Origin of the sequence: Streptomyces sp. NPDC059696 (assembly GCF_042733745.1) — a bacterium.
Lineage (GTDB): Bacteria > Actinomycetota > Actinomycetes > Streptomycetales > Streptomycetaceae > Streptomyces.
In genome coordinates this window covers 1-24,363 of sequence record NZ_JBHWFG010000012.1, presented here as the reverse complement: position 1 = coordinate 24,363, position 24,363 = coordinate 1, and the positions used below count along the sequence as shown (strand labels likewise).

The following is a 24,363-nucleotide window of genomic DNA, read 5'->3' as shown; positions in this document are numbered from 1 at the left end:
ACGCAGAGGTTCACCAGGAGGGCCCGATGAGCAGGACGAAGGACAAGAACCCCATCCCGTCCGTATGGACCCGCGAGCAGCGCCGTAGCGACCAGCCCGCGCTCAGCCGGGAAGCGATCGTGCGCGAGGCGATCGCCATGCTCGACGCCGAGGGGATCGAGGCGCTCAGCATGCGCAAACTCGGTGCCCGGCTGAACGCCGGCGCGACCTCGCTCTACCGGCACGTCGCCACGAAGGACGAGCTGATGGAGCTCGCGGTGGACGAGGTGGCCGCCGAGATCCGGGTCCCGGAGGCCGGCGGCCCCGACTGGCGCGCGGCGGTGACCGAGGCGGCCGGGTCCTTCCGCACGACGGCGCTACGGCACCCCTGGCTGACCCTGGTCCTCGGGCAGGCCGGGCTCGCCTACCTCGGCCCGAACTACATGAACTTCTCGGAGCGGCTGGCGGCCCTGTTCACCGCCGCGGGCTTCCCGGAGCCGAGCCGGGCGATCGACGCCGTCTTCTCGTACGTCATCGGCATGAGCACGACCGAAGCCGCGTGGCTCACCACGGTCGCCCGCTCCGGCGAGAGCGAGTCGGAGTTCGTCGCCCGGCTGCTGCCCGCGGCCCGGCAGGCCTCGGCCGGCTACGACCACCTGGCGGCAGCCGAACCGGAGACCAGCGCACAGGCCGGCGATCCGGCGAAGCTGCGCGACGACAAGTTCGCCTACGGCCTGGAGGTCGTCCTGGACGGCCTGGCACTGCGCCTGCCGAAGTGACCGAGGGCCACGTCAGCCGCCGTCTGCGGGGCGACGGCGGCTAGCCGTACATCCGGCGCATCGCGAACTCGACCATCTGCTCCACGGCCTTCGCGTCGAACACCATGCGGTGCTCGCCCTCCATGTCGAGGACGAAGCCGTAGCCGGTCGGCAGCAGGTCCAGCACCTCGGCGCCGGTGATCACGAAGTACTTGGACTCCTTGCCCGCGTACCGGCGCAGTTCCTTGAGCGTGCTGAACATCGGGATCACGGGCTGCTGCGTGTTGTGCAGGGCCAGGAAGCCGGGGTTGTCGCCGCGCGGGCAGTAGACCTTCGACGTGGCGAAGACCTGCTGGAAGTCCTCGGCGGCCATCTGCCCGGTGGTGAAGGCGCGCACCGCGTCCGTGAGGGAGGGCGGGGACGGCTCGGGGTACAGCGGCGGCTGCTGCCCGTACCCGCCGGACATCGGCTGCTGCGGAGGGGCGTACTGCCCTTGCGGGCCCGCTGTCTGGTCGTAGCCGTACATGAGCGCAAGCGTACCGAGAGCACGCCCCCGGCCTGCCCGCGACGGCGGTATGAGCCACGCGTCACAGATGACCGGTTCGGGGTTGCTTCTTATTACCGACGGGTAGCATCATCGTAGCTACTTGTTGGTACGTGAACTAGCGCGAGGATCCAGTGCCTCGCCGATCTCTCTACGGAGCCGGGAGCCGTCGCCATGGGGCACTACAAGTCGAATCTCCGCGACATCGAGTTCAACCTCTTCGAGGTACTCGGGCGGGACAAGGTGTACGGCACCGGTCCGTTCGAGGAGATGGACGTCGAGACCGCGAAGAGCATCCTGGAGGAGCTGACCCGCCTCTCGGAGAACGAGCTGGCCGAGTCCTTCATCGACGCCGACCGCAACCCGCCGGTCTTCGACCCGGAGACCAACACCGCGCCGGTCCCCGCCTCCTTCAAGAAGAGCTACCAGGCCTTCATGGACTCCGAGTACTGGCGCCTGGGCCTGCCCGAGGAGATCGGCGGCACCACCGCGCCCCGCTCCCTGATCTGGGCCTACGCCGAGCTGATCCTGGGCGCCAACCCGGCCGTGTGGATGTACTCCTCGGGCCCGGCCTTCGCCGGCATCCTCTTCGAGGAGGGCAACGAGGTCCAGAAGCACATAGCCAAGGTCGCCACGGAGAAGCAGTGGGGCTCCACGATGGTCCTCACCGAGCCCGACGCGGGCTCCGACGTGGGCGCCGGCCGCACCAAGGCCGTGCAGCAGGAGGACGGCTCCTGGCACATCGAGGGCGTGAAGCGCTTCATCACCTCCGGTGAGCACGACATGTCGGAGAACATCCTCCACTACGTGCTGGCCCGCCCCGAGGGCGCCGGCCCCGGCACCAAGGGCCTGTCCCTCTTCCTCGTGCCGAAGTACCTCTTCGACTTCGAGACCGGCGAGCTGGGCGAGCGCAACGGCGTCTACGCCACCAACGTCGAGCACAAGATGGGCCTGAAGGCCTCCAACACCTGCGAGATGACCTTCGGCGACCAGCACCCCGCCAAGGGCTGGCTGATCGGCGACAAGCACGACGGCATCCGCCAGATGTTCCGCATCATCGAGTTCGCCCGCATGATGGTCGGCACGAAGGCGATCTCCACCCTCTCCACCGGCTACCTCAACGCCCTGGAGTACGCCAAGGAGCGCGTCCAGGGCCCCGACCTGGCGAACTTCATGGACAAGACCGCCCCCAAGGTCACCATCACGCACCACCCGGACGTGCGCCGCTCGCTCATGACGCAGAAGGCGTACGCGGAGGGCATGCGCGCCCTGGTGCTGCACACGGCCGCCGTCCAGGACGAGATCCAGGTCAAGGAGGCCGCCGGCGAGGACGTCTCCGCCCTGGAGGCCCTGAACGACCTGCTCCTGCCCATCGTCAAGGGCTACGGCTCCGAGAAGGGCTACGAGCAGCTCGCCCAGTCGCTGCAGACCTTCGGCGGCTCCGGCTTCCTCCAGGAGTACCCGATCGAGCAGTACATCCGGGACTCCAAGATCGACACCCTCTACGAGGGCACCACGGCCATCCAGGGCCAGGACTTCTTCTTCCGGAAGATCGTCCGCAACCAGGGCGCCGCGCTGAACTCCCTCGCCGAGGACATCAAGAAGTTCCTCGCCCTCGGCACGGGCGGCGAGGAGCTGGCCGGTGCCCGCGAGCACCTCGCGAAGGCCGCCGTCGAGCTGGAGGCCATCGTCGGCCTGATGCTCACCGACCTCGCCGCCACCGAGCAGGACGTCAAGAACATCTACAAGGTCGGCCTCAACAGCACCCGCCTGCTGATGGCCTCCGGTGACGTCGTCGTCGGCTACCTGCTGCTCAAGGGTGCCGCGGTCGCCGCCGAGAAGCTGGAGACGGCCTCCGCCAAGGACAAGGCCTTCTACACCGGCAAGATCGCCGCCGCCAAGTTCTTCGCCGCCACGGTCCTGCCGGGCGTCACCCTGGCCCGCAAGGTCGCCGAGGGCGTCGAGCTGGACCTGATGGAGCTGGACGAGGCCGCGTTCTGATCCTTCACGTCCTCTGTACGAGGGCCCGTTCCCTCACCCGGGGAACGGGCCCTCGTCCGTCGTTAAAGTGAACCCATGACCGAACGAGCCCGCTTCGACCGCGGCCACACCGACGACCTCATGACCTTCCTGGCGGCGAGCCCCTCGCCGTACCATGCCGTGGCCACGGCCGCCGAGCGGCTGGAGAAGGCGGGCTTCAGGCAGGTCGCCGAGACGGACGCCTGGGACGGGACGCACGGCGGCAGGTACGTGCTGCGCGGCGGCGCGATCGTCGCCTGGTACGTGCCGAAGGGCGCCGCACCCCACACACCGTTCAGGATCGTCGGCGCCCACACCGACTCCCCCAACCTGCGCGTCAAGCCGCTCCCCGACAGCGGGGCGCACGGCTGGCGCCAGGTCGCCGTGGAGATCTACGGCGGGCCGCTGCTCAACTCCTGGCTGGACCGCGATCTCGGCCTCGCCGGCCGGCTGACCCTGCGCGACGGCTCGACGCGCCTGGTCAACGTCGACCGGCCGCTGCTGCGCGTCCCGCAGCTCGCCATCCACCTGGACCGCTCGGTCACCGCCGACGGCCTCAAGCTCGACAAGCAGCGGCACATGCAGCCGGTGTGGGGCCTCGGCCGCGACGTGCGCGACGGCGACCTGATCGCCTTCCTGGAGGAGACGGCCGGCATCCCGGCGGGCGAGGTCACCGGCTGGGACCTGATGACGCACTCCGTGGAACCGCCCGCCTACCTGGGCCGCGACCGCGAGCTGCTGGCCGGCCCGCGCATGGACAACCTCCTGTCGGTGCACGCCGGTACCGCCGCGCTCGCGGCCGTCGCCTCCTCCTCGTCGCAGCCGGCGTCCATCCCGGTCCTGGCCGCCTTCGACCACGAGGAGAACGGCTCCCAGTCGGACACCGGCGCGGACGGACCGCTGCTCGGCACCGTGCTGGAACGCTCGGTCTACGCCCGCGGCGGCACCTACGAGGACCGCGCCCGCGCCTTCGCCGGCACGGTCTGCCTGTCCTCCGACACGGGCCACGCGGTCCACCCCAACTACGCGGAGCGGCACGACCCGACGCACCACCCGCGCGTCAACGGCGGTCCGATCCTCAAGGTCAACGTCAACAACCGCTACGCCACGGACGGTTCGGGCCGCGCGGAGTTCACGGCGGCCTGCGAGGCGGCCGACGTGCCCTTCCAGTCCTTCGTCTCCAACAACTCCATGCCCTGCGGCACCACGATCGGCCCGATCACCGCCGCCCGGCACGGCATCCGGACGGTCGACATCGGCGTGGCCATCCTGTCGATGCACAGCGCCCGCGAACTGTGCGGCGCCGACGACCCGTTCCTCCTGGCCAACGCCCTGACCGCGTTCCTGGAGAGGTAGAACGAGGCACCACCGCATGGGTGTTCGCCTCGGGGGTACCCGGTGTTCCGGGACCGGAACGACCGGACCGTACAGGGAGGCGACACACATGGGCCTCGGCGGATGCATCATCCTCATCGCCGTGGGAGCCATCCTCACGTTCGCGACCGACTGGGACATGCAGGGGGTCAACCTCGACCTGGTCGGCATCATTCTGATGATCGTCGGACTGATCGGCGTCACCACGTTCAGCAGCATCGCCAGGCGCCGGCGCGTGGTGGTGCCCCCGACGACACCCGGCGTCGTCGAGGACCCGGCGGTCCACCACCGCCGCGACGGCTACAGCGACGGATACGGGGTCTGACGCGGCAGGCTCTCCGACCGCCGTCACGAAGAGGCGGCACACCCCGCGGGGCGGGCGGCGCACCGGCGCCCTCGCCGCTGTCCGCCGAGTGCGCCGGCCTCCGGCCGGGCGGGCGTCGGCTGCGATGAGCGGCCGGGGTCAGCCCGTCGGCCCATCGGCGGCGTTGCGCCGGCGGCCGGGGTCGGCCCGTCGGCCCATCGGCGGCGTTGCGCCGGCGGCCGGGGTCAGCCCGTCGGCCTATCGGCGGCGTTGCGCCGGCGGCCGCGGGGAAGCCCTCGTCTCATGAGATTCCTCGTGTACGACCGGCTCCTCGGCTTCGGTGACGACTACTGGATCGAGGACGACCGCGGCAGCAAGGTGTTCCTCGTCGACGGCAAGGCCCTGCGGCTGCGGGACACCTGGGAGTTGAAGGACACCCAGGGGCGCGTCCTCGTCGACATCCACCAGAAGATGCTCGCCCTGCGCGACACCATGGTGCTCCAGCGGAGCGGGGAGCCGCTGGCGACGATCCGCCGCAAGCGCCTGTCCCTGCTGCGCAACCACTACCGGGTGTCCCTGGCCGACGGCAACGAGCTGGACGTCAGCGGCAAGATCCTCGACCGGGAGTTCGCCGTCGAGTACGACGGGGAGCTGCTGGCGGTGATCTCCCGGCGGTGGCTGACCGTGCGGGACACCTACGGCGTGGACGTCGTCCGCGAGGACGCCGACCCGGCGCTGCTGATCGCGGTGGCCGTGTGTGTCATCCACCTCGCGGAGAAGGAACGGGAGGACTGAGAGCGCCGGTCAGGGCCTGCGCGGCGGCTGGAGTCCCAGCATCCGGTCCTTGAGCGCCGGGAACTGCTCCCGGGTCGCCGCGACCTTCCCCGGGTCGAACTCCACGGTGAGGACCTCCTCGCCGGCACCGGCCTGCGCCAGCACCTCGCCCCACGGGTCGACCACGATCGAGTGACCGGCCTGGGGAACTCCGGCGTGCGTCCCGGCCGTTGCGCAGGCGAGGAGGAACGACTGGTTCTCGACCGCCCGCGCCTGGGCCAGCAGCGTCCAGTGGGAGCGGCGGCGCTCCGGCCAGCCCGCCGACACCACGAGCGTCTCGGCGCCGGCGTCGACCAGGCCGCGGTAGAGCTCGGGGAAGCGGAGGTCGTAGCAGGTGGACAGGCCCAGGGTCGTCTCCGGCAGACGCACCGTCACCAGCTCGCCGCCCGCCCCCATCAGCACGGCCTCGCCCTTGTCGAAGCCGAAGCGGTGGATCTTGCGGTAGGCGGCGGCGAGGTCGCCGGAGGGGGAGAAGACGAGGGAGGTGTTGTAGAGCGGTCCGTCCGGGTCCCGCTCCGGGATGGAACCGGCGTGCAGCCACACACCCGCGTCGCTCGCGGCCTTCGCCATCGCCTCGTACGTCGGCCCTTCGAGCGGCTCGGCCTCGCGCCCGAACTCCTCGTAGGCGAAGGCACCCGTGGTCCACAGCTCCGGCAGGACGACGAGATCGGCTCCGGCCTGCTCCCGGACCAGCGCCGCCACGCGCCGACGGCGCGCTTCGACCGATTCGTCCTCGTTCACGGCGATCTGGATCACAGAGGCGCGCACACTACCACCGTCCTGGCATTCGAGCCGTCCACACGGGCCTACGATCGTCACACGAAAGCACTGCCGGGGTGCCTCACAGCAGCGTAACTTAGCTCGCAAGACGCCCGCCGACAGCCGCCACCTCCCACTGGCAACGCCGCCACCACCTGCCCGTGACCGAACCGCCGAGGGGTCCCGTTCCGTGAGTCTGCATCCCACCCTCCAGCCCTACGCCGATGCCTGGACCCACTCCGTCGAAGCGATATCCGAGCTGCTCCAGCCGCTCGCGGAGGCCGAGTGGAACCGGCGGACGCCGTGCCCCGGGTGGTCGGTGCGGGACGTGGTCTCCCACGTGATCGGGCTGGACTGCGAGATGCTCGGCGACCCGCGCCCCATCCACAGCCTGCCGCGCGACCTCTTCCACGTCACCAACGAGCACCAGCGCTACATGGAGATGCAGGTCGACGTCCGCCGCCACCACACGGCGCCGGAGATGACCTCCGAGCTGGAGTACGTGATCATCCGCCGCAACCGGCAGCTGCGGAACGAGTCGCGTGATCCGGGCACGAAGGTGCGGGGGCCGCTCGGCAGCGAGCTCACCCTGGAGGAGTCGATGCGCCGGCACGCGTTCGACGTGTGGGTGCACGAACAGGACCTGCGCACGGCCCTCGGCCGTCCGGGCAACCTCGACTCCCCCGGCGCGCTGATCGCCCGCGACGTGCTCCTCGGCGAACTCCCGCGCGTGGTCGCCGAGGACGCGCAGGCGCCGCGCAGCTCGGCGGTCGTCCTCGACGTGCACGGGCCCGTGGAGTTCCTGCGCACGATCCGCGTCGACATCCAGGGCCGCGGCACCCTGGAAACGGCCCCGGCGCTCGGCCCCGCCGCCACCCTCACCCTCGACTGGGAGACCTACGTCCGCCTGGCCTGCGGCCGCGTGAGCGTGGAGTCGGTGTCCGACCGGCTGAAGACCGAGGGCGACCCGGACCTGACGGCGGCGATCCTGCGCAACTTCACGGTGACGCGGTAAGAGCCGGCCGCGACCGCTGCGGGCATGCGTGCCGCCCGGCTGCGGGCATGCGTGCCGCCCGGCTGCGGGCATGCGTGCCGCCCGGCTGCGGGCATGCGTGCCGCCCGGCTGCGGGCATGCGTGCCGCCCAGGGCGGCACGGGTGGGCGCGGCGGCACCCCGTTCCGCCGGGCCGCGGACCCACCCGGCCCCGGCGCCGACGCCCCGGGCCCGAAAACCCCATGACGCCGTCCCACCCCGGCCCCTACCGTCCCCGACCATGACCACCCCACCCCACCGCACCCGCCTCACCTTCCACGGCCCCCTGTCCGAGTCGAGGGCGGACGCCCTCGTACGGCGCCTCACCCGCCACCACCCCACCAGCGTCCTGGACATCGGCTGCGGCTCCGGCGAACTCATGCTCCGCATGCTGGCCGCCGCCCCGGAGGCGACCGGCACCGGCATCGACCTGGACACCGACGACCTGGCGCGAGCACGCGAGGCCGCCACGGACCGCGGCCTCGCGTCCCGGGTCCGGTTCCTGGCGGAGTCCGCCACCGGAACCACCCGCGGCCCCGCCGACCTCGTCCTGTGCGTGGGATCGAGCCAGGCCCTCGGCGACCGGCTCCCCGAGGCCCTGGCCGAGCTCCGCCGCCTGGTCACCGGCCACGGCCGCGTCCTGCTCGGCGAGGGCTTCTGGGAGCGCACCCCGACCCCGGGCGAACTGTCCCGCATGTGGCCGGACGCCGCCGCGACGGACCACCCCGACCTCGCGACCCTCATCGGGATGACCGTCGACGCGGGATTCCGGCCCGAGTGGACCGAGACGGCGAGCCTCGACGAATGGGAGGCGTTCGAGTCGGGGTACCTCGCGGACACCGAGGTGTGGCTCGCCGAGCACCCCCGTCACCCCCTGGCGGAGGAGACCCGGCAGCGCGTCGACCGGCACCGCGCCCGGTGGCTCACCTATCGCGGCGTCCTCGGTCTCGCGTACCTCACCCTCGTACCGGCCGCCTGACGCCCGTCACGCCGGCACGTGCACCGTCTCCACCCGGCTGGCCACCAGCCGCTCCCGCTCCCGCCGTTGCGCCCGCCCGCGCAGCCGCAGGATCTGGGAGACCCCGAGCGCCTGCAGCACGAACACCGCCGAGAAGGCCAGCGACCAGTCGTCGCCGGTGGCGTCCAGCAGCACGCCGATCGCGAACAGGGTCGTCATGGAGGCGACGAAGCCGCCCATGTTGGTGATGCCGGAGGCGGTGCCCTGCCGTTCGGGCGGGTTGGCCGGGCGGGCGAAGTCGAAACCGATCATCGATGCCGGGCCGCACGCCCCGAGCACCGTGCACAGCACGATCAGCAGCCACATCGGGGCGTGAGCGGCGGGGTAGGCGAGCGTCGCCGCCCACAGGGCCGCTGTCAGGCCGACCGTGCCGAGCGCGAGCGGCAGCCGGGCCCCGTGGTGCCGGGCGACGATCTGCCCGTAGACCAGGCCGACCACCATGTTCGACAGGACGACGAGGGTGAGGAGTTCACCGGCGTCCGCCCGGGACAGCCCCTGGGCCTCCACGAGGAACGGCAGGCCCCACAGCAGCAGGAACACCATCGCCGGGAACTGGGTGGTGAAGTGCACCCAGAGGCCGAGCCGGGTCCCGGGCTCCCGCCAGGAGGCGGCGATCTGCCGCCGCACGTAGGCCGCGCCCTGGTGCGGGAGCGGCTCGGGCTCGTGTCCCTCCGGGTGGTCCTTGAGGAAGAGCAGCACCAGGACGAGCACCACGGCCCCGGCCGCCGCGCTGCCCGCGAACGCCGCCGTCCAGCCGACGCCGTGCAGCAGCCGGGCCAGGACGAGCGTGGAGACGAGGTTGCCCGCCATCCCGATCAGTCCCGCGAACTGGGCGACCAGCGGCCCGCGCCGGGCCGGGAACCAGCGGCTGCCCAGGCGCAGCACACTGATGAACGTCAGCGCGTCACCGCAGCCGAGGAGCGCCCGGGAGGCGAGCGCCATGCCGTACGAGGGGGAGAAGGCGAAGCCGAGCTGCCCGGCGGTGAACAGCACGGCGCCGAGCGCCAGGACCTTCTTGGTGCCGAGCCGGTCGACGAGCAGGCCCACGGGGATCTGCATGCCCGCGTAGACCAGCAGCTGGAGGATGGAGAAGGTGGACAGGGCCGAGGCGTTGACGTGGAAGCGGTCGGCGGCGTCGAGGCCGGCCACGCCCAGGGAGGTGCGGAAGACGACCGCGACGAAGTAGACCGAGACGCCCGTGCCCCAGACGGCCAGGGCCCGGCGGCCGCCCGGGGGTGCCCCCTCCGGGGGAGGGTCGCCGGGTATCGCGACGGCGCTCATCGGACCTCCCCCCGGGCCAGGTGCGAGAACCAGCCGATGTGCCGGTGGACGAGGCCGACGGCCGTCTCCGCGTCACCGGAGCGCAGCGCGTCGAGGATCTCCTCGTGCTCGGCGAGGGTCTTGGCGATGCGGTCGGGGTGGGAGTGCATGACGGCCACGCCCATGCGCAGCTGACGGTCGCGCAGCTGGTCGTAGAGGCGGGAGAGGATCTCGTTGCCGCCGCTGCGGACGATCTCGGCGTGGAAGCAGCGGTCGGTGACGGCGGCCCCGGCCAGGTCCCCGGCGGCGGCCTGCTTCTTCTGCCGGGCCAGCAGCTCCTCCAGCCGCTCGATGAGCCCGGCCGGGGCGGGTACGGCCTTGCGCGCCGCGTGCTCCTCGACGAGCAGCCGTGTCTCGACGACATCGGCGATCTCCTGCGCGGAGACGGGCAGGACGAGGGCGCCCTTCTTCGGGTAGAGCCGGATCAGCCCCTCGACCTCCAGCCGGAGCAGCGCCTCACGGACCGGTGTGCGGGAGACGCCCACGGCTTCGGCGAGTTCGCCCTCGGTGAGGAGGGTGCCGCCCTCGTAGCGGCGCTCCAGGACGCCCTGTTTGACGTGGGCGTAGACGCGGTCGGTGGCGGGCGGTTGCTTCACGGCCAGGGTCATGCGGACAGCATAGATACAACAGGTACGCATGGAGAGATACGTCCAGTATGCGGACTTGTATGTCACACATCTGTGGCAAAGCCGGGGTCCCCCTCGGCAACAGCACAACCACGTGTGCTAGTTACGAGTCAGACACATGCGGCCCCCTTCCCCTCGTCCTCAACTCGGCCGCATCGTTGGGGCATTCGATGCAATCGGGGTACTTGACTTGATAACCGGCATTCAGGGCACTCGTCTCCGCAGAGCCGCGGCCGTCGCCGTGACCACCGGCGCCATGCTCGCGACCGGTGCCCTCACCGTCGCGCCGGCGCAGGCCGCCTCGGCGCCCTCCATCGCCGCCAAGGGCGGCTACGTGATGAACAACGCGACCGGCGCGTCGCTCTACACCAAGGCGGCCGACACCCGCCGCTCGACCGGCTCGACCACCAAGATCATGACGGCCCTGGTGGTGCTGAAGCAGTCGAACCTGAACATGGACAGCAAGGTCACGATCCAGAAGGCGTACAGCGACTACATCGTCGACAACAACTACGCGTCCAACGCGAAGCTGATCGTCGGCGACAAGGTCACCGTCCGCCAGCTGCTGTACGGGCTGATGCTGCCGTCCGGCTGCGACGCGGCGTACGCGCTCGCCGACAAGTTCGGCTCGGGCTCGACCCGCTCGGCGCGCGTGAAGTCGTTCATCGGCAAGATGAACACCACCGCCAAGGGCCTGGGTCTGAAGAACACCCACTTCGACTCGTTCGACGGCATCGGCCACGGCGCCAACTACTCCACGCCGCGCGACCTGACCAAGCTCGCCAGCGCGGCGATGAAGAACGCCAACTTCCGCACGGTCGTCAAGACGAAGAAGTACACGGCGAAGACGACCACCAAGTCCGGCGGTACGCGGACGATGGCGCCGTGGGAGAACACCAACCCGCTGCTCGGCAGCTACTCCGGCGCGATCGGCGTGAAGACCGGTTCCGGCCCGGAGGCGAAGTACTGCCTGGTCTTCGCCGCCACCCGCAGCGGCAAGACCGTCATCGGCACCGTCCTCGCCTCGACCGGCCTGGACGCCCGCAAGGCGGACGCCACGAAGCTGCTCAACTACGGCTTCACCAAGTAGGACCACGCCGAGGGGGCCCCGCCGCACACCGCGTCGGGGCCCCCTCGGCCGTGTCCGTCACAGGACGGTGCGCCGACGGCGCCGCACGCCCGGTCGGGCCGGCCCCCGGGACCGCCGGAAAACGCCGGCGGCCCCCCGCCCGCAAGGGGCAGGAGGCCGCCGCAGTCGGCTCACGCCCAGGTGATCAGGCGCTTCGGCTGCTCCAGGATCGCCGCCACGTCGGCCAGCACCTTCGAGCCCAGCTCGCCGTCGACCAGGCGGTGGTCGAAGGACAGGGCCAGGGTGGTGACCTGACGGGGTTTCACCTTGCCCTTGTGGACCCACGGCTGGAGCTTGATCGCACCGACCGCGAGGATCGCGGACTCGCCCGGGTTGAGGATCGGCGTGCCCGTGTCGACGCCGAAGACGCCGACGTTGGTGATCGTCACCGTGCCGCCCTGCATCGCCGCCGGGGACGTCTTGCCGTCCCGGGCCGTCGACACCAGCTCGCCCAGCGACTCGGCCAGCTGCGGCAGCGTCTTGGCGTGCGCGTCCTTGATGTTCGGCACGATCAGACCGCGCGGGGTGGCGGCCGCGATGCCCAGGTTCACGTAGTGCTTGACCACGATCTCCTGGGCGGCCTCGTCCCACGACGCGTTGACGTCCGGGTTGCGCTTGATGGCGACCAGCAGTGCCTTGGCGATCAGTAGCAGCGGGTTCACCCGGAGGCCGGCGAAGTCCTTGTCCGCCTTCAGCTCCTCGACCAGCTTCATCGTGCGCGTCACGTCGACCGTCACGAACTCCGTGACGTGCGGCGCGGTGAACGCCGAGCCGACCATCGCCGCCGCCGTCGCCTTGCGGACGCCCTTGACCGGGATGCGGGTCTCCCGCGCGGTGTCGTACGACACCGCGGCCTCGGCCGCGGGGGCCGGGGCGGGCGCGGCCTGCGGCTCGGTCGCCGCCGGTGCGGCCACGGCGACCGCCGCGTGCACGTCCTCGCGGGTGATGATGCCGTCCGGGCCGGTCGGGACCACCGTCGTCAGATCGACGCCCAGGTCCTTGGCGAGCTTGCGGACCGGCGGCTTGGCCAGCGGGCGCTCCCCGCCGGCCGGGACGGCCGGAGCCGCCGGGGCGGGGGCGCTCGCCGCCGGGGCCGCCGGCGCGTGGCCGTTCAGCTCCGTCTGGATCGCCGTCGAGGCCTGCTGGACCGGGACCTCCGGGCCCTTGCGGGGGCGGCGGCGGGTGGACGAGGTCGCCACCCCGTAGCCCACCAGGACCGGCTGGCGGCCCGAGCCCGCGGCCTTCGCCTCCTCGGCGGGCGCGGCCTGTGCGGCCGCCGCGGGCCGGGCGGCGGCGGGCTGCTCGGCGGCGGGCTCGGGCACGGCACCGCCGCCGCCGACGTCCACCGAGATGATCGCCGTGCCCACGTCGACCGTGGTGCCCTCCGGGAAGCGCAGGTCCCGGACCACGCCGTCGTACGGGATGGGCAGCTCGACGGCCGCCTTCGCCGTCTCGACCTCGCAGACCACCTGCCCGTCGGTGACCGTGTCACCGGGCTGGACGTACCACTTGAGGATCTCGGCCTCGGTGAGTCCCTCGCCCACGTCGGGCATCTTGAACTCGCGCACGGACGCTTCCGTCATCGTCGTCACGACCCTCTCCTCAGTACGCCAGCGAGCGGTCGACGGCGTCCAGTACCCGGTCCAGGTTCGGCAGGTACTCCTCCTCCAGGCGGGCCGGCGGGTACGGCGCGTGGTAGCCGCCGACCCGGAGCACCGGGGCCTCCAGGTGGTAGAAGCAGCGCTCCGTGATCCGCGCGGCGATCTCCGCGCCGGAGCCGAAGAACACCGGGGCCTCGTGGACCACGACCAGGCGGCGGGTCTTCTCCACCGACGCCTGGATCGAGTCGAAGTCGAGCGGGGAGACCGAGCGCAGGTCCAGGACCTCCAGGCTCTTGCCCTCCTCGGCGGCCGCGTCGGCGACCTCCTGGCAGAGCTTCACCATCGGGCCGTAGGCGGCCAGGGTGAGGTCGGTGCCCTCGCGGACCACCTGGGCCTTGTGCAGCGGGCCCGGGATCGCCTCCGTGTTGACCTCGCCCTTGTCCCAGTAGCGGCGCTTGGGCTCGAAGAAGATCACCGGGTCGTCGCTCTGGATGGCCTGCTGCATCATCCAGTACGCGTCCGACGCGTTCGACGGGCTGACGATCTTCAGACCGGCGACGTGCGCGAAGAGCGCCTCGGGCGACTCGGAGTGGTGCTCCACCGCGCCGATGCCGCCGCCGTAGGGGATGCGGACGACGACCGGGAGCTTGACCTTGCCCAGCGAGCGGGCGTGCATCTTCGCGAGCTGCGTGACGATCTGGTCGTACGCGGGGAAGACGAAGCCGTCGAACTGGATCTCCACCACCGGGCGGTAGCCGCGCAGGGCCAGGCCGATCGCCGTGCCGACGATGCCCGACTCGGCGAGCGGGGTGTCGATGACGCGGCTCTCGCCGAAGTCCTTCTGCAGGCCGTCCGTCACCCGGAAGACGCCGCCGAGCTTGCCGACGTCCTCACCCATGATCAGGACTTTGGGGTCGGACTCCAGGGCGCGGCGCAGCGACTCGTTGATCGCCTTCGCGAGTGCCATCTTGTCGGCCATCTCAGTTACCCCCCTCATCGGCGAACGACGCCTGGTACGCGGCGAACTGGGCGCGCTCCTCGTCGACGAGCGCGTGCCCGTCGGCGTAGGCGTTCTCGAAGATGGCGAAGTGGTCCGGGTCCGGCATGGCGCGGACCGCCTCGCGCACTCGTTTGCCCAACGCCTCGGACTCGGTCTCCAGTTCCGCGAAGAATCCCTCGTCCGCGTGGTTCGAGGCCTCCAGATAGCGGCGCAGGCGCAGGATCGGGTCCTTGGCCTCCCAGGCCTGGCGCTCCTCGTCGCCCCGGTAGCGGGTCGGGTCGTCGGAGGTGGTGTGGGCGCCCATGCGGTAGGTGAACGCCTCGACGAGGGTCGGGCCCTCGCCGCTGCGGGCCCGCTCCAGGGCCCACCGGGTGACCGCGAGGACGCCGAGCACGTCGTTGCCGTCGACCCGCACGCCCGGGAAGCCGAAGCCCTGGGCGCGCTGATAGATCGGCACGCGGGACTGCTTCTCGGTGGGCTCGGAGATGGCCCACTGGTTGTTCTGGCAGAAGAACACGACCGGGGCGTTGTAGACCGCGGAGAAGGTGAAGGACTCGGCCACGTCGCCCTGGCTGGAGGCGCCGTCGCCGAAGTACGCGATCACCGCGCTGTCGGCGCCGTCCTTGGCGACGCCCATCGCGTAGCCGGTGGCGTGCAGCGTCTGGGAGCCGATGACGATCGTGTACAGCTGGAAGTTGTTGCTGTTGGGGTCCCAGCCGCCGTTGTTCACCCCGCGGAACATCCCGAGCAGGTTGGCCGGGTCGACCCCGCGGCACCAGGCGACGCCGTGCTCGCGGTAGGTCGGGAAGACGTAGTCGTCCTCGCGGGTGGCGCGGCCGGATCCGATCTGGGCGGCCTCCTGGCCGAGCAGCGACGCCCACAGGCCCAGCTCGCCCTGGCGCTGCAGGGAGGTGGCCTCGGCGTCGAAGCGGCGGGTGAGCACCATGTCGCGGTAGAGGCCGCGGAGCTCTTCCGGGGTGATGCCGGCGACGTACTTGTCGTACTCGGCGTTCTTGACGCGCTTGCCCTCGGGCGTCAGCAGCTGTACGAGCTGGGGCTCGGTGCCGGCGTCCTTCTTGGCGGTGGTGCGGGTGCGCTTGGTGCCGGTGGTGCCGGCCTTGCTTCCGGCGCTGCGTCGCGGTGTGCGCGCGGCAGTGCTCTCCACGGTCACGTGTGCTCCTCCGTCGGTCCGGGCCACGGGGTTGCCGGTAGGCCTGGGGGTCCCCCCTTGCTCTTTTGAGCTCGGGGGAGCGGCTCACCTGTTCTCGACCACGGGGCACGGGGTGGGTGCCGCTCGACCGGGAACGGGCGTGACAGGTGCCCCGGCGAGCGCCCTGCAGAAAGCACGTTACCCAGTGCGCCACATTTCTGTGAAACCCCACCTGACCTGCGATTTTGCTTGGATATCCAAGTAAATCGGAAAGGCGTGGAAGGGCCCTGGTCACAGCCTTGCAGGAGGCCGGAGCTACCGCACGTTAACCCGGTGACCCAGGTCACGGGAAGAGTCCTCTTTTCGGCGTACCCGAAACGGCACGCGCGCGTGGGTCCCGTTACCGGGGCCCCCGCGCGCGTGGATCATGCCTGTGAGCTGCGAGGCAGGGGTGCGGGGTCAGTTCTCGCCGCCGCCCACGCCGCCTACCACGCCTTCCGTGGTTCCGCCGTCGGCGCCACCCGTATCGTCCGGCGGCGTCTGCGGGTCCGTGGGCTCCTCCGTCGGCTCCTCGGTCGGCGCCTCGGTCGTCGGCTCGTTCGACGGCTCGCCCGTGGGTGACTGGGGAGCGCTCTGCGACGGCGTGTAGGACGGCTTGTAGGACGGCGTCCAGTTGCCGTTGCCCGAGCCGGTGCCGGTGCCGTCGTCCGTGGTGGTGTCCGTCGGCTGTCCGGTGTCCTCGTCGCTCGGGGTCTCGCTGGGCGTCTTCTTCTCGGTCGTCTGCGAGGTGGTCGGCTTCTGTTCCTTGCTCGGGCCGTCCTTGCCGCCGCCGGTGTTCTGCAGCGCCAGCGCGACGCCCGCGGCGACGGCGATCACCGCGAGCACGGCCAGGATCCACAGCTTGCCGCGGCCGCTGCCCTTGTTGCCGTGGCCCTCGAAGCCGCCGTCGTCCCCGCCGCCGTAGCCGCCGGGCAGGATCGGCGAGGGGATCTGCGTGGTGCCGGAGACGTCGCCGGGGTGTCCCATGACGGCCGTCGCACCGGCGAAGCCGCCCGACGGGGTGTTGCGGCCCTCGTGCATGTCGACCGGGCCGGTGTTCCAGGTGCCGGTGTGGCCGCCCTGGTCGTAGAGCATCTGCAGCGCGTACTGGACCAGCCCGCGCATCTCCTCCGCCGTCTGGAACCGGTCGTCGGGCTCCTTGGCGAGGGAGCGCATGACCAGGCCGTCCAGCTCCGGCGGGCAGGCGTCGGAGGCCTCGGACGGCGGCGTCGGGATGTCCTGGACGTGCTGGTAGACCACGGACAGCGGGGTCTCGCCGGTGAACGGCGGGCGCAGCGCGAGGAGTTCGTAGAGCAGGCAGCCCGTCGCGTACAGGTCGGAGCGGTGGTCGACGGCCTTGCCGAGCGCCTGCTCGGGGGAGAGGTACTGCGGGGTGCCCATGACCATGCCGGTCTGCGTCATCGTCGTGGACGCGCCGTGCAGGGCGCGGGCGATGCCGAAGTCCATCACCTTCACCGCGCCGTTGTGCGTGATGATGACGTTGGCGGGCTTGATGTCGCGGTGCACGATGCCGTGCTGGTGCGAGTAGGCGAGCGCCTCCAGGACGCCCGAGACGATGATCAGCGCCTGTTCGGGGCCGGGCGCCTCCGCGTTCAGCAGGAGGTCGCGGATGGTGCGGCCCTCGACGATCTCCATGACGATGTACGGCACGGACTGGCCGCCGACGAAGTCCTCGCCGGAGTCGTACACGGCGACGATCGCGTGGTGGTTGAGACCGGCCACCGACTGGGCCTCGCGCGTGAAGCGCGCCTTGGACACCGGGTCCTCGGCGAGGTCGGAGCGGAGCAGCTTGACCGCGACGGTGCGTCCGAGACGGACGTCCTCGGCTGCGAACACCTCGGCCATGCCGCCCCGGCCGAGTCTGCGGGTCAGCCGGTACCGGCCGTCCCCGACCAGTCCGCCGTTCCCCCAGGACTCCGGCGCCTCCGACATGCCGCCGCCAGTCGCCTCGGGGTCGGACGGGCCCTGAGCGCGCTGCTGCTGTGCCATCAGTCCTCGCCGTCGTTTCTGCCCGCGGTGCGCGCGGTGTTGTTACGGTCTCCGTCGGCCACGCTACAGCCTCCGCGCAAGCCTCCGGCCCGAGAAGGGGCACCGGGACCGGCACGAGACGGACCGGCCATGAAACCTTCACTCCTTACTGTCGTGCAAATTCCGTGTCCCGGCCGTACGCCCCCGGTAACGCTTCCGCGACGCTTCTTTCGCGTACGGTCACGGAACGGGCACCGAGCTTGACGTGTCAGTGCCCTGGGGCAGACTTGGCCGGGAATGGCGGTTTGGATCAACGACGGATCCGGCGGCGGATCCGCGCAAGTCGGCGGCGCCTCAAGGGCTACGGGGGAAACGGAACATGAGCCAGGACGGCGCACAGGGCCAGTACGCGGGGCGGGCGCTCGCCGGCGGCCGCTATCAACTGCGTGACCTCCTCGGCCAGGGCGGCATGGCCTCGGTGCACCTCGCGTACGACAGCGTGCTCGACCGGCAGGTCGCCATCAAGACGCTTCACACGGATCTCGGACGGGAACAGGCCTTCCGCGAGCGGTTCCGCCGCGAGGCCCAGTCCGTGGCCAAGCTCACGCACACCAACATCGTCTCGGTCTTCGACACCGGCGAGGACACCCTCGACGGCTTGACGACGCCGTACATCGTCATGGAGTACGTCGAGGGCCGCCCGCTCGGCTCGGTCCTCGACGAGGACGTGCGGCAGCAGGGCGCGATGCCCGCGGACAAGGCACTGAAGATCACCGCGGACGTGCTGGCCGCACTGGAGATCAGCCACGAGATGGGCCTGGTCCACCGCGACATCAAGCCGGGCAACGTGATGATGACCAAGCGCGGCGTGGTCAAGGTGATGGACTTCGGCATCGCCCGCGCCATGCAGTCCGGTGTGACGTCGATGACGCAGACCGGCATGGTGGTCGGCACCCCCCAGTACCTCTCGCCCGAACAGGCCCTGGGCCGTGGGGTGGACGCCCGCTCCGACCTGTACTCGGTCGGCATCATGCTGTTCCAGCTGGTGACCGGGCGGCTGCCGTTCGAGGCGGACTCGCCGCTGGCGATCGCGTACGCGCACGTGCAGGAGGAGCCGCCGGTTCCGTCCTCGGTCAACCGCGCGCTGCCCCCGGCCGTGGACGCGTTGGTCGCCCGCGCGCTGAAGAAGAACCCGAACGAGCGCTTCCCCAGCGCCGAGGCCATGCGGGACGAGTGCCTGCGGGTGGCGGCGTCCTTCCAGGCCGCGCCGCCGAGCATCGTCCCGGGCACCCCGGCCCCGAGCGGCGCGGGCGTCGGCTCGGCCGTGTTCCCGCCGGTCGACCAGGCGACCCCCGCGCCCTCGGGCCAGGTCCAGACGCCGTACCAGCCGACCCCGCCCCCGAACCCGTACGGCACGCCCGCCCCGACGGGACCGACCCCGGCGTACGGATACCCCCAGGCGGGCGGCTACCAGACGCCGACCCCGGCGGGGTACTCCCCGCAGCCGGGCCCGTCGACGCCGCCCCCGTACAACCTGTCGCCCCAGGCCCCGGCGGCCTCCTCCGGCGGCAGGAACAAGCCGGTGATCATCGGCTCGGTCATCGTGTCCGTCGTCGCGGTCGGCGGCCTCGTCACGGCGCTGCTGCTGAACGGCGGCGGCGAGGACGACAAGGGCGGCGGCGGCAGCAGCCCGAGCGCCTCGGCCTCCGCGGAGAAGAAGCCCGGCTACCGCGGCCCGGACACCACGAAGACGATCGACACCGAGGAGTGCACGGAGCCGCAGGAGTCGTACAACGACCCCGACAAGATCCAGATCCCGGACTTCAAGTTCAAGAACATCAAGTCGGTCAAGGCCTGTCTGCAGGCGGCCGGCTGGGAACTGAACGAGAAGGAGGTCGACGAGAACACCTACGGCGACGGCACGGTGATGAACCAGTTCCCGTCAGCCGACACCGACGTCGACCCCGAGGACATGCCCGAGATCGAGCTGAGCGTCTCCACGGGCAACCCGCCCTCCTGAGGTCCCCCGACGCGCACCAGGGCCCGGCGGCTTCGGCCGCCGGGCCCTTCGTCCACTCCGCCGGGCCCGGGGCCCTCTACAGGTAGGGGCCGCCGGACCGGCCGCCGGGGTGCTGCTCGTCGCCGCCGTCGCCGACCCCGGGCGGGAGGGCGCGGCGCATGGACTCCAGCTGGGCGCGGGCCGCCATCTGCTGCGCGAACAGCGTCGTCTGGATCCCGTGGAAGAGCCCCTCCAGCCATCCGACCAGCTGGGCCTGCGCGATGCGCAGCTCCGAGTCGCTGGGGGTCGCCTCGTCCGTGAAGGGCAGGGAGAGCCGCTCCAGTTCCTCCACCAGCTCGGGCGCGAGGCCGTCCTCCAGCTCCTTCACGGAGCTGGCGTGGATGTCCTTCAGCCGCACCCGGCTGGCCTCGTCCAGGGGAGCCGCGCGCACTTCCTCCAGCAGCTGCTTGATCATGCTGCCGATCCGCATGACCTTCGCGGGCTGCTCCACCTGCTCCGTGACCGGGGTCTCGCGGGAGTCATCGTCTGAGCCGCCGCCACCGAGCGCCATGCCGTCCTGGCCCACGACCAGGATCTGCGGGTTCTCCGACGACCGTTCGTTCCTCGGCATCTCCATGTCGCCATTCTGTCGCACGCCTGCACCTCACCTCCGTGGTGCCCCCACAGGGGACTGATCCACCGTGCTGGAGGAGACGAGTCGCTCACGCTCCGGGTTGCTCCGGCGGGACCGGCTCCTGACCGCGGGTGAACCGGAGCAGGCGGCCCAGCGTCGTGGAGACCTGCCCGATGTCCAAGGGCCAGGTCCCGCCGGTGGGGGCCTCGAAGTCGGGCGCAGCGGGAGCCGTAGCGGGGCCGGTTCGCCGGCAGGGCCGGCAGGACCGGCAGGACCGGCAGGACCGGCAGGACCGGCAGCCCGTGACGTATCGGCACCACCGGATCGTGCGCGGTTCCGTCCGTCGGCCGAACCCGGAGTGCCGGGCGGGCGGGACGGTGTGAGGCTGATGGCCTGACATGACCGAACTTGCCGTTTCCGCCCCGGCGGGCACGGCGGGAGGGGGTCACCCCCGTGACTCCATGGCTACGCGCGCTGCGGGCGGCAGGACTGCTGCTCGCCCTGGGGGCCGGCGCGGTCGTCTCACCCTTCGCATCCGCCCCGTCGTACGGGGCCGTCCTCACGTATGACGAGGAGAGGGACCCGCAGGAGGCGGAGGGGGCACACTCCGGGCCGCTCACCGCCCGGTCCCCGAGGCCCACCGCATCGGCCTCGCCGGCGAGGCCGCACGGAGAGGCCGGGCACGCCCGGCCGTCCGCCTCGCCCCGGGCGGCTTCACCGTCCCGGTCCGGCCCGTCACCCCTGGCGGCTCCGTCGGCCCGGGCCGCCGCGTCGGCCCGGGCGGCTTCACCGGCGGCGTCCGTGGCCGCGCCCTCCGCCGCCGGTGAGCCGTCCCGGGCCGGGAGCAGGGCCGGAGAGGGCCGGGCGCGGCCGGGACGGCCGGAAGAGGCGGCGCAGCGGCCGGACCTCCCCGACGCCACGGCCCTCCCCGAGGAGCCACCGGAGACCGCCCCGGTGCCCTCCGCCCCGGCGGAGCAGCCCGTACGCGAGGCCGCCACCGCGCAACGCCCCGTGGGCCCCGTCCTGCGGATCCTGCCCCTGGGCAGCGGCCTGGTCCTGATCGGCCTGGGCCTGGCCCTGGCGTTCGTCGCACTGCGACTGCGCCGGGCCTAGCGGCCGGGTGAGCTCAGGACTGCGTGTTGATCAGCAGGACCTTTCCGATGTGGCCGCTCTCCTCCACCACGCGGTGCGCGGCGGCGGCGTCCCGCATGGGGAGTTCACGGTCGACGATCGGGCGCAGGTGTCCCCCCGCGAGCAGGGGCCAGACGTGTTCGCGTACGGCCGCGACGATGGCGGCCTTCTCCTCCCGGGGCCTGGCCCGCAGGGACGTCGCGCTGATGGCGGCGCGCTTGGCCAGCAGGGCGCCGATGTTCAGCTCGCCCTTGACGCCGCCCTGCATGCCGATGATCGCGAGCCGGCCGTTGACGGCGAGGGCCTTGACGTTGCGCTCCAGGTACTTGGCGCCCATGTTGTCGAGGATCACGTCCGCTCCGGCGCCGTCCGTCGCCTTCCTGACCTCCTCGACGAAGTCCTGCTCGCGGTAGTTGACCAGGATGTCGGCGCCCAGCTCGGCGCACCGCTCGAGCTTCTCCTTCGTCCCGGCCGTCACGGCCACCCGCGCGCCGACGGCCTTGCCCAGCTGGATGGCCATCGTGCCGATGCCGCTGGAGCCGCCGTGCACCAGGAGCGTCTCGCCGGGCCGCAGGTGGGCGATCATGAAGACGTTCGACCAGACCGTGCAGGCCACCTCGGGCAGCGCCGCCGCCTGCGTCAGGCCGACGCCCTCGGGCACGGGCAGCAGCTGTCCGGCCGGGACGGCCACCTTCTCGGCGTAACCGCCGCCGGACAGCAGCGCGCACACCTCGTCGCCGACCTGCCAGCCGGAGACGCCGGTGCCGATCGCGGCGATCCGGCCGGAGCACTCCAGGCCGGGGTAGGGGGACGCGCCGGGCGGCGGTTCGTAGAAGCCCTGCCGCTGCAGGATGTCGGCCCGGTTGACGGCACCCGCCGCCACCTCGACCAGGACCTCGCCCTCGCCGGGCACCGGGTCGGGCACCTCGTCCCAGACCAGCGCCTCGGGCCCACCAGGTTCGGGAATCGTGATCGCATGCATGCAAGGGACCGTACCCGCCGGTCCCCGGACCGAGTCCGCTCCGTCCCGAGGTCCTCCCCGCTCACGCCGTTCGACCTGTCCCGCCGAAAACCCGTGTGCGTCACCGATGAGTTTGCGCGACGGTAAAGGTCTCCCCATGCGGAGACCAAGCACGCGGAAGGACCCGAAGGATGAGCACGCAGTTGTCCGGCCTGGCGATCGAGACCGCGGGCCTGGTGAAAACGTTCGGCGAGACGAGGGCCGTCGACGGAGTGGACCTGTCCGTGCCCGCGGGCACGGTCTACGGCGTCCTCGGCCCGAACGGCGCCGGCAAGACCACCACCGTGAAGATGCTCGCCACGCTCCTGCGGCCGGACGGCGGCGAGGCGCACGTCTTCGGCCACGACATCGTCCGCGAGGCGGACGAGGTGCGCGGCCGGGTGAGCCTCACCGGCCAGTACGCCTCGGTCGACGAGGACCTCACCGGCACGGAGAACCTGGTCCTGCTGGGCCGGCTGCTCGGCCACCACAAGAAGGCCGCCCGGGAGCGCGCCGCCCAGCTCCTGGAGGCCTTCGGGCTCACGGACGCGGCGGCGAAGCAGGTCAAGCACTACTCGGGCGGCATGCGGCGCCGCATCGACATCGCCGCGTCCATCCTCAACACCCCCGACCTGCTGTTCCTCGACGAGCCGACGACCGGCCTCGACCCGCGCAGCCGCAACCAGGTCTGGGAGATCGTGCGGGCCGTCGTCGCCCAGGGCACCACCGTGCTGCTGACCACGCAGTACCTGGACGAGGCCGACCAGCTGGCGTCCCGGATCGCCGTCATCGACCGGGGCAAGGTGATCGCCGAGGGCACCAAGGGCGAGCTGAAGTCGTCCGTCGGGGCCGGGTCCGTCCATCTGCGGCTGCGCGACGCCGACCAGCGTGACCTCGCGGCCGAGCTGCTGCGCCGCGCTCTCGACGCGCGGGTGCAGCCCGAGCCCGACCCGGTGGCCCTCACCGCCCGCCTCGGCACGGCGGCGAGTGACGACTCCGCCGCCGAGCAGGCCGCCCGCGCGCTGAACGAGCTGGCCCGGGCCGGCATCACCGTCGACAACTTCTCCCTGGGCCAGCCCAGCCTGGACGAGGTGTTCCTCGCCCTCACCGGGCACGACACGCACGACTCGTCCGACCGCTCCGACGACCCGAAGGACGAGGTGGCGGCATGAGCACCGCGACGACGACCGAGACCAAGGACCTCGCCCCGGTCAGCGCGGAGTCCCTCGCCGCGCTGCTCGTCTCCAAGGAGCGGCCGCCGCGGCCCAGCGCGTGGTCGGCCTCGATGACCTTCGGCTGGCGGGCGATCCTCAAGATCAAACACGTGCCGGAGCAGCTGTTCGACGTCACGGCGTTCCCGATCATGATGGTGCTGATGTACACGTACCTGTTCGGCGGGGCGCTGGCCGGCTCGCCGAAGGAGTACATCCAGTTCCTGCTGCCGGGCATCCTCGTGATGTCGGTCGTGATGATCACGATGTACACGGGTGTCTCCGTGAACACCGACATCGAGAAGGGCGTCTTCGACCGGTTCCGCAGCCTGCCGATCTGGCGGCCGTCGACGATGGTCGGTTATCTGCTCGGTGACGCCCTGCGGTACACGATCGCCTCGGTCGTGATGCTCACCGTCGGCATCATCCTCGGCTACCGGCCGGACGGCGGGGTCGCCGGTGTGCTCGCCGGAATCGCCCTGCTGGTGGCCTTCTCGTTCGCCTTCTCGTGGATCTGGACGATGTTCGGGCTGATGCTGCGCACCGAGAAGTCGGTGATGGGCGTCAGCATGATGGTGATCTTCCCGCTCACCTTCCTGTCCAACGTGTTCGTCGATCCGAAGACGATGCCGGGCTGGCTGCAGGCGTTCGTGAACAACAGCCCCATCACGCATCTGGCGTCGGCGGTACGCGGCCTGATGGGCGGCGACTGGCCGGCTGACGAGGTCGCCTGGTCGCTGGGCTGGGCGGGACTCTTCGTGCTGGTCTTCGGGCCCGTCACGATGCGGCTGTACAACCGGAAGTAACCCTGGATCGCCGCGTTTCCGGCCGGCCGCCCCGCCCCCGACGGGTGCGGGGGGGCCGGCCGGTAGCTGTGCCCCGCACGTGTCGCGGGGGCGCGGGGGGCAAGGGC

22 protein-coding genes are annotated in these 24,363 nt (G+C 71.5%); 12 read left to right on the top strand and 10 right to left on the bottom strand.

All coding sequences use genetic code 11. The features are described from left to right. The first annotated feature begins 26 nt into the window (after positions 1 to 26). On the top strand, positions 27 to 758 hold the full coding sequence (locus tag ACFV20_RS15490) for a TetR/AcrR family transcriptional regulator C-terminal domain-containing protein (RefSeq protein WP_385656499.1): 732 nt from the start codon (positions 27 to 29) through the stop codon (positions 756 to 758). A gap of 40 nt (positions 759 to 798) precedes the next feature. On the opposite strand, the gene ACFV20_RS15485 is transcribed toward ACFV20_RS15490, so the two are convergent. Continuing rightward, complete coding sequence (locus ACFV20_RS15485) at positions 799 to 1,263, bottom strand: SseB family protein (RefSeq protein ID WP_030846788.1); 465 nt, start codon at positions 1,261 to 1,263, stop codon at positions 799 to 801. A gap of 192 nt (positions 1,264 to 1,455) precedes the next feature. On the opposite strand from ACFV20_RS15485, the gene ACFV20_RS15480 reads away from it, so the two are divergent. The 4 genes from ACFV20_RS15480 to ACFV20_RS15465 all read left to right on the top strand — a co-directional run bounded on the left by ACFV20_RS15480 (position 1,456) and on the right by ACFV20_RS15465 (position 5,773). Further along, entirely contained in the window at positions 1,456 to 3,282 is a 1,827-nt protein-coding gene (locus tag ACFV20_RS15480) for an acyl-CoA dehydrogenase (RefSeq protein WP_385656496.1), read from the top strand. Between the two features lie 75 nt (positions 3,283 to 3,357). Continuing rightward, complete coding sequence (locus tag ACFV20_RS15475) at positions 3,358 to 4,656, top strand: M18 family aminopeptidase (protein ID WP_385656493.1); 1,299 nt, start codon at positions 3,358 to 3,360, stop codon at positions 4,654 to 4,656. Positions 4,657 to 4,744: 88 nt separating this feature from the next. Further along, the gene (locus tag ACFV20_RS15470; protein WP_030846811.1) at positions 4,745 to 4,999 is read left to right on the top strand and encodes a DUF6458 family protein; all 255 of its coding nucleotides are present in this window, start codon (positions 4,745 to 4,747) and stop codon (positions 4,997 to 4,999) included. A 282-nt stretch (positions 5,000 to 5,281) separates the two neighbouring features. After that, a complete protein-coding gene (locus ACFV20_RS15465) occupies positions 5,282 to 5,773 on the top strand; it encodes an LURP-one-related/scramblase family protein (protein ID WP_031104342.1) in 492 nt (163 codons plus the stop codon). A 9-nt stretch (positions 5,774 to 5,782) separates the two neighbouring features. Here ACFV20_RS15465 and ACFV20_RS15460 read toward each other — a convergent pair whose 3' ends face one another. Continuing rightward, positions 5,783 to 6,580, bottom strand: coding sequence for a carbon-nitrogen family hydrolase (locus tag ACFV20_RS15460; protein WP_385656491.1), 798 nt, complete (start codon positions 6,578 to 6,580; stop codon positions 5,783 to 5,785). 181 nt (positions 6,581 to 6,761) lie between these two features. Here ACFV20_RS15460 and ACFV20_RS15455 point away from each other — a divergent pair, with 181 nt between their 5' ends. Together ACFV20_RS15455 and ACFV20_RS15450 are read left to right on the top strand one after the other, a co-directional pair. Next, on the top strand, positions 6,762 to 7,586 hold the full coding sequence (locus tag ACFV20_RS15455; RefSeq protein ID WP_385656489.1) for a maleylpyruvate isomerase family mycothiol-dependent enzyme: 825 nt from the start codon (positions 6,762 to 6,764) through the stop codon (positions 7,584 to 7,586). 258 nt (positions 7,587 to 7,844) lie between these two features. After that, on the top strand, positions 7,845 to 8,582 hold the full coding sequence (locus tag ACFV20_RS15450) for an SAM-dependent methyltransferase (protein ID WP_385656487.1): 738 nt from the start codon (positions 7,845 to 7,847) through the stop codon (positions 8,580 to 8,582). Between the two features lie 6 nt (positions 8,583 to 8,588). Here the strand turns inward: ACFV20_RS15450 and ACFV20_RS15445 are convergent, their stop codons facing one another. Together ACFV20_RS15445 and ACFV20_RS15440 are read right to left on the bottom strand one after the other, a co-directional pair. Next, a complete protein-coding gene (locus ACFV20_RS15445; protein ID WP_385656485.1) occupies positions 8,589 to 9,902 on the bottom strand; it encodes a nitrate/nitrite transporter in 1,314 nt (437 codons plus the stop codon). After that, the gene (locus tag ACFV20_RS15440) at positions 9,899 to 10,549 is read right to left on the bottom strand and encodes a GntR family transcriptional regulator (RefSeq protein WP_385656483.1); all 651 of its coding nucleotides are present in this window, start codon (positions 10,547 to 10,549) and stop codon (positions 9,899 to 9,901) included. Before ACFV20_RS15440 ends, ACFV20_RS15445 begins: the two co-directional genes overlap by 4 nt. A gap of 208 nt (positions 10,550 to 10,757) precedes the next feature. Between ACFV20_RS15440 and ACFV20_RS15435 the strand changes: the two genes are divergently transcribed. Next, on the top strand, positions 10,758 to 11,657 hold the full coding sequence (locus ACFV20_RS15435) for a D-alanyl-D-alanine carboxypeptidase family protein (protein ID WP_385656480.1): 900 nt from the start codon (positions 10,758 to 10,760) through the stop codon (positions 11,655 to 11,657). 170 nt (positions 11,658 to 11,827) lie between these two features. On the opposite strand, the gene ACFV20_RS15430 is transcribed toward ACFV20_RS15435, so the two are convergent. The 4 genes from ACFV20_RS15430 to ACFV20_RS15415 all read right to left on the bottom strand — a co-directional run bounded on the left by ACFV20_RS15430 (position 11,828) and on the right by ACFV20_RS15415 (position 17,496). Continuing rightward, complete coding sequence (locus ACFV20_RS15430; RefSeq protein WP_385656478.1) at positions 11,828 to 13,288, bottom strand: dihydrolipoamide acetyltransferase family protein; 1,461 nt, start codon at positions 13,286 to 13,288, stop codon at positions 11,828 to 11,830. Positions 13,289 to 13,298: 10 nt separating this feature from the next. Further along, complete coding sequence (locus ACFV20_RS15425) at positions 13,299 to 14,276, bottom strand: alpha-ketoacid dehydrogenase subunit beta (RefSeq protein WP_234847374.1); 978 nt, start codon at positions 14,274 to 14,276, stop codon at positions 13,299 to 13,301. A 1-nt stretch (position 14,277) separates the two neighbouring features. Then, on the bottom strand, positions 14,278 to 15,468 hold the full coding sequence (gene pdhA, locus ACFV20_RS15420; RefSeq protein ID WP_366716949.1) for a pyruvate dehydrogenase (acetyl-transferring) E1 component subunit alpha: 1,191 nt from the start codon (positions 15,466 to 15,468) through the stop codon (positions 14,278 to 14,280). A 438-nt stretch (positions 15,469 to 15,906) separates the two neighbouring features. Next, positions 15,907 to 17,496, bottom strand: coding sequence for a protein kinase (locus ACFV20_RS15415; RefSeq protein WP_385656476.1), 1,590 nt, complete (start codon positions 17,494 to 17,496; stop codon positions 15,907 to 15,909). A 358-nt stretch (positions 17,497 to 17,854) separates the two neighbouring features. Between ACFV20_RS15415 and ACFV20_RS15410 the strand changes: the two genes are divergently transcribed. Next, positions 17,855 to 19,495 (top strand): protein kinase, encoded by a 1,641-nt coding sequence (locus tag ACFV20_RS15410; protein ID WP_385656473.1) that lies wholly within the window; start codon positions 17,855 to 17,857, stop codon positions 19,493 to 19,495. A 76-nt stretch (positions 19,496 to 19,571) separates the two neighbouring features. On the opposite strand, the gene ACFV20_RS15405 is transcribed toward ACFV20_RS15410, so the two are convergent. Further along, entirely contained in the window at positions 19,572 to 20,111 is a 540-nt protein-coding gene (locus tag ACFV20_RS15405; protein ID WP_385656872.1) for a bacterial proteasome activator family protein, read from the bottom strand. Positions 20,112 to 20,561: 450 nt separating this feature from the next. Between ACFV20_RS15405 and ACFV20_RS15400 the strand changes: the two genes are divergently transcribed. Next, complete coding sequence (locus tag ACFV20_RS15400; protein ID WP_385656471.1) at positions 20,562 to 21,221, top strand: hypothetical protein; 660 nt, start codon at positions 20,562 to 20,564, stop codon at positions 21,219 to 21,221. Positions 21,222 to 21,234: 13 nt separating this feature from the next. Here ACFV20_RS15400 and ACFV20_RS15395 read toward each other — a convergent pair whose 3' ends face one another. Continuing rightward, positions 21,235 to 22,221, bottom strand: a complete 987-nt coding sequence (locus ACFV20_RS15395) for an NAD(P)H-quinone oxidoreductase (protein ID WP_385656469.1) — start codon at positions 22,219 to 22,221, stop codon at positions 21,235 to 21,237. A 170-nt stretch (positions 22,222 to 22,391) separates the two neighbouring features. Here ACFV20_RS15395 and ACFV20_RS15390 point away from each other — a divergent pair, with 170 nt between their 5' ends. Together ACFV20_RS15390 and ACFV20_RS15385 are read left to right on the top strand one after the other, a co-directional pair. After that, complete coding sequence (locus tag ACFV20_RS15390) at positions 22,392 to 23,411, top strand: ATP-binding cassette domain-containing protein (protein WP_385656467.1); 1,020 nt, start codon at positions 22,392 to 22,394, stop codon at positions 23,409 to 23,411. Continuing rightward, positions 23,408 to 24,256, top strand: coding sequence for an ABC transporter permease (locus ACFV20_RS15385; protein ID WP_385656465.1), 849 nt, complete (start codon positions 23,408 to 23,410; stop codon positions 24,254 to 24,256). The genes ACFV20_RS15390 and ACFV20_RS15385 overlap by 4 nt, the downstream gene beginning before the upstream one ends. Positions 24,257 to 24,363: the final 107 nt, after the last annotated feature.

Excerpts from the sequence above, each read along its gene's own strand:
- ACFV20_RS15490 (WP_385656499.1), top strand. The coding sequence starts at position 27 with ATGAGCAGGACGAAGGACAAGAACCCCATCCCGTCCGTATGGACCCGC.
- ACFV20_RS15485 (WP_030846788.1), bottom strand. The coding sequence starts at position 1,263 with ATGTACGGCTACGACCAGACAGCGGGCCCGCAAGGGCAGTACGCCCCT.
- ACFV20_RS15480 (WP_385656496.1), top strand. The coding sequence starts at position 1,456 with ATGGGGCACTACAAGTCGAATCTCCGCGACATCGAGTTCAACCTCTTC.
- ACFV20_RS15475 (WP_385656493.1), top strand. The coding sequence starts at position 3,358 with ATGACCGAACGAGCCCGCTTCGACCGCGGCCACACCGACGACCTCATG.
- ACFV20_RS15470 (WP_030846811.1), top strand. The coding sequence starts at position 4,745 with ATGGGCCTCGGCGGATGCATCATCCTCATCGCCGTGGGAGCCATCCTC.
- ACFV20_RS15465 (WP_031104342.1), top strand. The coding sequence starts at position 5,282 with ATGAGATTCCTCGTGTACGACCGGCTCCTCGGCTTCGGTGACGACTAC.
- ACFV20_RS15450 (WP_385656487.1), top strand. The coding sequence starts at position 7,845 with ATGACCACCCCACCCCACCGCACCCGCCTCACCTTCCACGGCCCCCTG.
- ACFV20_RS15445 (WP_385656485.1), bottom strand. The coding sequence starts at position 9,902 with ATGAGCGCCGTCGCGATACCCGGCGACCCTCCCCCGGAGGGGGCACCC.
- ACFV20_RS15440 (WP_385656483.1), bottom strand. The coding sequence starts at position 10,549 with ATGACCCTGGCCGTGAAGCAACCGCCCGCCACCGACCGCGTCTACGCC.
- ACFV20_RS15425 (WP_234847374.1), bottom strand. The coding sequence starts at position 14,276 with ATGGCCGACAAGATGGCACTCGCGAAGGCGATCAACGAGTCGCTGCGC.
- ACFV20_RS15415 (WP_385656476.1), bottom strand. The coding sequence starts at position 17,496 with ATGGCACAGCAGCAGCGCGCTCAGGGCCCGTCCGACCCCGAGGCGACT.
- ACFV20_RS15410 (WP_385656473.1), top strand. The coding sequence starts at position 17,855 with ATGAGCCAGGACGGCGCACAGGGCCAGTACGCGGGGCGGGCGCTCGCC.
- ACFV20_RS15405 (WP_385656872.1), bottom strand. The coding sequence starts at position 20,111 with ATGGAGATGCCGAGGAACGAACGGTCGTCGGAGAACCCGCAGATCCTG.
- ACFV20_RS15395 (WP_385656469.1), bottom strand. The coding sequence starts at position 22,221 with ATGCATGCGATCACGATTCCCGAACCTGGTGGGCCCGAGGCGCTGGTC.
- ACFV20_RS15390 (WP_385656467.1), top strand. The coding sequence starts at position 22,392 with ATGAGCACGCAGTTGTCCGGCCTGGCGATCGAGACCGCGGGCCTGGTG.
- ACFV20_RS15385 (WP_385656465.1), top strand. The coding sequence starts at position 23,408 with ATGAGCACCGCGACGACGACCGAGACCAAGGACCTCGCCCCGGTCAGC.